At 73.9% G+C, this 4,839-nt stretch carries 5 protein-coding genes; all 5 read left to right on the top strand.

Translation table 11 applies throughout. The features are described 5' to 3' along the window. Positions 1–49 precede the first annotated feature (49 nt). Positions 50–823: a 4-hydroxy-tetrahydrodipicolinate reductase gene (gene dapB / locus ACTIR_RS0108985; RefSeq protein ID WP_026454010.1), complete on the top strand. Its 774-nt coding sequence runs from the start codon at positions 50–52 to the stop codon at positions 821–823. A 10-nt stretch (positions 824–833) separates the two neighbouring features. Next, entirely contained in the window at positions 834–1,280 is a 447-nt protein-coding gene (locus tag ACTIR_RS0108980; RefSeq protein ID WP_026454009.1) for a hypothetical protein, read from the top strand. 121 nt (positions 1,281–1,401) lie between these two features. Next, positions 1,402–3,825, top strand: a complete 2,424-nt coding sequence (gene mbhE / locus ACTIR_RS0108975) for a hydrogen gas-evolving membrane-bound hydrogenase subunit E (protein WP_026454008.1) — start codon at positions 1,402–1,404, stop codon at positions 3,823–3,825. Beyond that, a complete protein-coding gene (locus ACTIR_RS0108970) occupies positions 3,822–4,439 on the top strand; it encodes an MnhB domain-containing protein (protein ID WP_026454007.1) in 618 nt (205 codons plus the stop codon). Before mbhE ends, ACTIR_RS0108970 begins: the two co-directional genes overlap by 4 nt. Continuing rightward, the coding region (locus ACTIR_RS0108965; RefSeq protein ID WP_026454006.1) for an NADH-quinone oxidoreductase subunit K at positions 4,429–4,839 on the top strand (411 nt) is incomplete at its 3' end. The genes ACTIR_RS0108970 and ACTIR_RS0108965, both read left to right, overlap by 11 nt.

The following is a 4,839-nucleotide window of genomic DNA, read 5'->3' as shown; positions in this document are numbered from 1 at the left end:
CGTACGCTCACTCCGACGACCTTCCCGACGAGCTGCACGAGGTGATTGCATGACGCGCGCATCCGCAGGCCGAGGCGAGCAGGACCCGATCCGGGTCGGGGTGCTCGGCGCGCGGGGCCGCATGGGCGCGGAGGCCGTCTCCGCCGTCGAGTCCGCCCCCGACATGCGGTTGGCCGCCGCCGTGGACGCCGACGACGGCCGGGAGGCCCTGACCGGGGCGGACGTCGTCGTCGACTTCACCCACCCGGACGCGGTGATGGACAACCTGCGCTTCGCGGTGGACAACGACCTGCACGCGGTGGTCGGCACCACCGGGTTCACCGACGAGCGGGTCGATCAGCTGCGCGGGTGGCTCGCCGACAAGCCCGCGCTCGGGGTGCTGCTGGCGCCGAACTTCGCCCTGGGCGCGGTGCTCGCCATGAAGTTCGCCGAGCAGGCAGCCCGGTTCTACGACGCGGCCGAGGTCGTCGAACTGCACCACAACCGTAAGGCCGACGCGCCCTCCGGCACCGCCGCGCGCACCGCACGGTTGATCTCCGAGGCACGTGCCGGGGCCGGGCACGGCCCCGCCGACGACGCCACCACCTCGGAACTGGCGGGGGCGCGGGGCGCCGACGTCGACGGGGTGCGGGTGCACTCGGTGCGCCTGCCCGGCCTGGTCGCCCACGAGGAGATCCTGTTCGGCACCCAGGGGGAGACCCTGACGATCCGGCACGACTCCCTGGACCGCAGTTCCTTCATGCCCGGGGTGCTGCTCGGCGTGCGCTCCGTGCTCCGGCGTCCGGGCCTGACCGTGGGGCTCGAACACGTGCTGGATCTGTGACGGGGGAGCGGTGCGCGCACGCAATGTGGCCGTCCTGCTCACCGTCGCGGTGGGGGTGTACCTGGTCCTGCTGGCCGGGCGGGCCGTCGCGCTGATCCGGGAGGGCTCGGTGCCCGCGGTGGTGCTCGGGCTGGGTGTGCTCGTCCTGCCGGTGCTGGGTGTCTGGCTGGTGGCGGCCACCTGGCGGTCGGGCGCGCGCATTCAGCGGCTGGCCCGCAGACTGGAGGACGAGGGCGGGCTGCCGGACGTCTCCGACCTGCCGCGCAGGCCCTCGGGCCGGGTGGACCGGGAGGCCGCGGACGACTGGTTCGAGCAGCGCCGTGCCGAACTGGAGGCCGACCCGCAGGACTGGCGCCGCTGGTACCGCCTGGCCCACGCCTACGACGTCGCCGGTGACCGGCGACGCGCCCGCGCCACCATGCGCCGGGCGATCGAGCTGGAGGCCGCCGACCGCTGACGTGCGGCGGCGACGGTGGGTGTACCACCGTCGCCGCGGGCGGACGGTGGTACACCCACCGGCGGCACCGGACCGGACCTCCCGGCGTTTGCCCCGACGTCGCCGCGGGTAAGCGGGCACGGTGCTGGTCGCGATCGTCGTGCATCTCGCGGTGGCGGCGACGCTCCCTGCGCTCGCCCGCCGGTGGGACCGTCGTGCGTTCGCGATCGGCGCGCTGGCACCGGCCTTCGCCCTGGTCGTCGCCGCGACCCGGCTGGGCGCCTTGCCCGCCACGGAGCGCGTGGTCTGGGCCTCCGCGCTCGGCCTGGAGTTCACCGTCCGGATGGACTCGCTGGCGACGATCATGGTCGCCCTGGTCACCGGGATCGGGACGGTGGTGCTGGTCTACTTCTCCCGCTATGCCAAGCCGGGGGAGGCGGGGATCGGGCGCGACGCCGCGGTCATGGTGCTGTTCGCGGGCGCGATGCTCGGCCTGGTCCTGGCCGACGACGTCTTCTCGCTGTACGTCTTCTGGGAAGTCACCACGATCTGCTCGTTCCTGCTCGTCGGCGGGAGCGGACTCACCCGGGAGGAACGCCGCTCGGCCCGGCAGGCGCTGCTGGTGACCACGCTCGGCGGGCTGGCCATGCTGCTCGGGCTCATCCTGCTCGGCACGGCCGCGGGCACCCTGCGGATCTCCGGGATCGTCGCCGACCCGCCCACCGGGGCCGCGGCCACGACCGGGATCGCGCTGCTGCTGGTCGGTGCGTTCACCAAGTCGGCGCAGGTGCCGTTCCACCCGTGGCTGCCCGCGGCGATGGTGGCCCCCACCCCGGTCAGCGCCTACCTGCACGCGGCGGCGATGGTCAAGGCGGGCGTGTACCTGGTGGCCCGCTTCGCCCCCGCCTTCGCCGACCGCCCCGAGTGGTGGGTGCCCCTGGTCGTGGTGGGGCTGTGGACGATGCTGCTCGGCGGGTACCGCGCGATGCGGCAGTACGACCTCAAACTGCTGCTCGCCTTCGGCACGGTGAGCCAGCTGGGGTTCCTCATGGTGCTGCTGGCGGGCGGCACGCGGGTGTCCGAGCTCGCGGGCGCGACGATGATCCTGGTGCACGGCCTGTTCAAGTCGGCGCTGTTCCTCACCGCGGGGGCGATCGACAAGGGGACCGGCACCCGGGATCTGCGCGAACTGTCCGGGCTCGGCCGGCGTTGGCCGGGGTTGGCGGTCCTGGCGACCCTGGCGGCGGCGTCGATGGCGGGGGTGCCGCCGCTGCTCGGGTTCATCGGCAAGGAGACCGCGCTGGAGGCGTTCTCGCACGCCACGGTCACCGACGCGCTGATCCTGGCCGGCATCGTGCTCGGGTCGGTGCTCACCACCGCCTACACCGTCCGCTTCCTGGTCGGTGCGTTCGGTGGCAGCGACGGGCGGCCCGACGCGGCCCGCGGTCCCGGGGCGGTGTTCACCGCGGCGATCGCGGTCCCCGCCGGGGCGAGTCTGGTGCTGGGGGTGGTGCCGGGGGCGGTCGAACGGTTCGCCGGGACCTACGCCGACCGCTTCCCGGGGCGGGACTACCACCTCGAACTGTGGCACGGGCTCACCCTGCCGTTGCTGCTGTCGGCGGTCATCCTCGTGGGCGGCTACCTGCTGCACCGACGGAGCGCGGTGTTCGAACGGACCGCCGGGTGGTTGCCGAGCGCGTTGCAGGCCGACCCCGGGTACCGGGCGACCCTGCGCGGGGTGAACCGGCTCGCCCAGGGCCTCACCGCGCGGATCCAGACGGGATCGCTCCCGGTGTATCTGAGCACGATCCTGGTGGCGGTGGCCGTGGTGCCGACCTGGGGGCTGATCACCGGGTCGGTGGGTCCGGGCCGACCGACGTTCGTGCACACCGCCCTCCAGCTGCCGCTGTCGTTACTCGTCGTGGTGGCCGCGCTCGCGCTGCCGTTCGCCCGCCGCAGGCTCACCGCCGTGTTGCTCACCGGGATGGTCGGGTACGGCGTGGGTGGGCTGTTCCTCGTGTTCGGCGCCACGGATCTCGCGCTGGCCCAGTTCCTGGTCGAGACGCTCACGCTGGTGGTGTTCGTGCTGGTGCTGCGCCGTGTGTCCGCCCCGTTCGTCCGACAGCACCCGGTCAGCCGCCGGGGCACCCTCCTCAAGGCGGTGGTCGCCGTGGCCGCGGGCGCGTTCGTGGCGGTGTTCGCGGTCGTCTTCTCCGGCCTGCGCGAGTCACGCTCGCGTGTGGGGCGGGCCTACGCCGAGCTGGCCGAACCCGAGGCGGGGGCCACCAACGTCGTCAACGCGATCCTCGTCGACCTCCGCGCGCTGGACACCGTCGGCGAGATCACCGTGCTGCTGGTGGCCGCGGTCGGTGCGGCGACGCTCGGCCTGGCCCTGGCGCGGGGACGCAACCCCGTGGTGCCGGTCCCGGAGAGCCCCGCCGCGGACCGCGCACCGGGCACCACGGCACCCGACACGACCGGGCCGGACACCACCGCGTCCGGCGACCGATCGGGCGGAGGCGGGGCCGGACATCCGCCCGACGGAACGGGGGAGGGAGACCGATGAGCGCGGGTTCCGAGTGGGAGTCGATGGACGTCCCCCGGCAGCGGTGGCTGCGCAACGCACGCAGCCCCGGGGGGTGGCCGCGGTCGCTGCAGCTCGAGGTGGGCGTCCGCGTCGTGTTCCCGACCGTGCTGGTGCTGTCGGTGTATCTGCTCTTCGCCGGGCACAACCATTCGGGCGGCGGGTTCCCCGGCGGGCTGGTGGCCGGGCTGGCGTTCGTCCTGCGCTACGTGGCCGGCGGCAGCATGGAACTGGCCGCGGCCGTGCGGATCCGGCCCCCCGCGCTGATCGGCGCGGGGCTGACGCTGTCGACGGTGACCGCCCTGGTCCCGATGGTGTTCGGACACCCCGCGCTCACCAGCGGGTCGTGGGAGCCGGACCTGCCGCTGTTCGGCGAGGTCAAGTTCGCCAGCAATCTGGCCTTCGACCTCGGGGTGTACGTCCTGATCATCGGTGTGGTGCTGGACCTGCTGCGCACTCTCGGCGCCGGGATCGAGAAGCGGGAACTGGAACGCGAGCGGCGCGCGGGCCTGGTCGGGGGCGGGGAGAGCGGCATGGGCACCGCGGAGGACGCCACCGGGGGCGGGCCCGCGGACGGGGGTGGCGATGACCGTTGACCTGGTGACCACCGTCGTCCTCGGTGTGGTCTACGCCGCCGGGTTCTTCCTGCTCATGCAGCGGTCCCTGATGCAGGTCATCCTCGGTTTCGTGGTGGTCGGACACGGGGCGAACCTGTTCCTCCAGGCCGCGGGGGGTCCCCCGGGTTCGCCCGCGTTCGTGGGACTGGTGCCGGTCGGGGAGATGGCCGACCCGCTGGTGCAGGCCCTCGCGCTCACCGCGGTGGTGATCACCTTCGGGCTGAGCACGTTCCTGCTCGCCCTGGCCTACCGCGCGTGGGTGCTGCTCGGCGACGACGAGGTCCAGGACGACCTGGAGGACCGCCGCATCGCCCGCGCCGAGGCCGACGCCCGGGCGGAGGCCGACGCCGAGCTCGCGCGGTACGGCCGGGACGACGCC

This window comes from Saccharomonospora iraqiensis subsp. iraqiensis (genome assembly GCF_000430445.1).
GTDB classification, from domain to species: Bacteria; Actinomycetota; Actinomycetes; order Mycobacteriales; family Pseudonocardiaceae; genus Saccharomonospora; species Saccharomonospora iraqiensis.
This window is presented reverse-complemented; position numbering and strand designations above follow the sequence as displayed.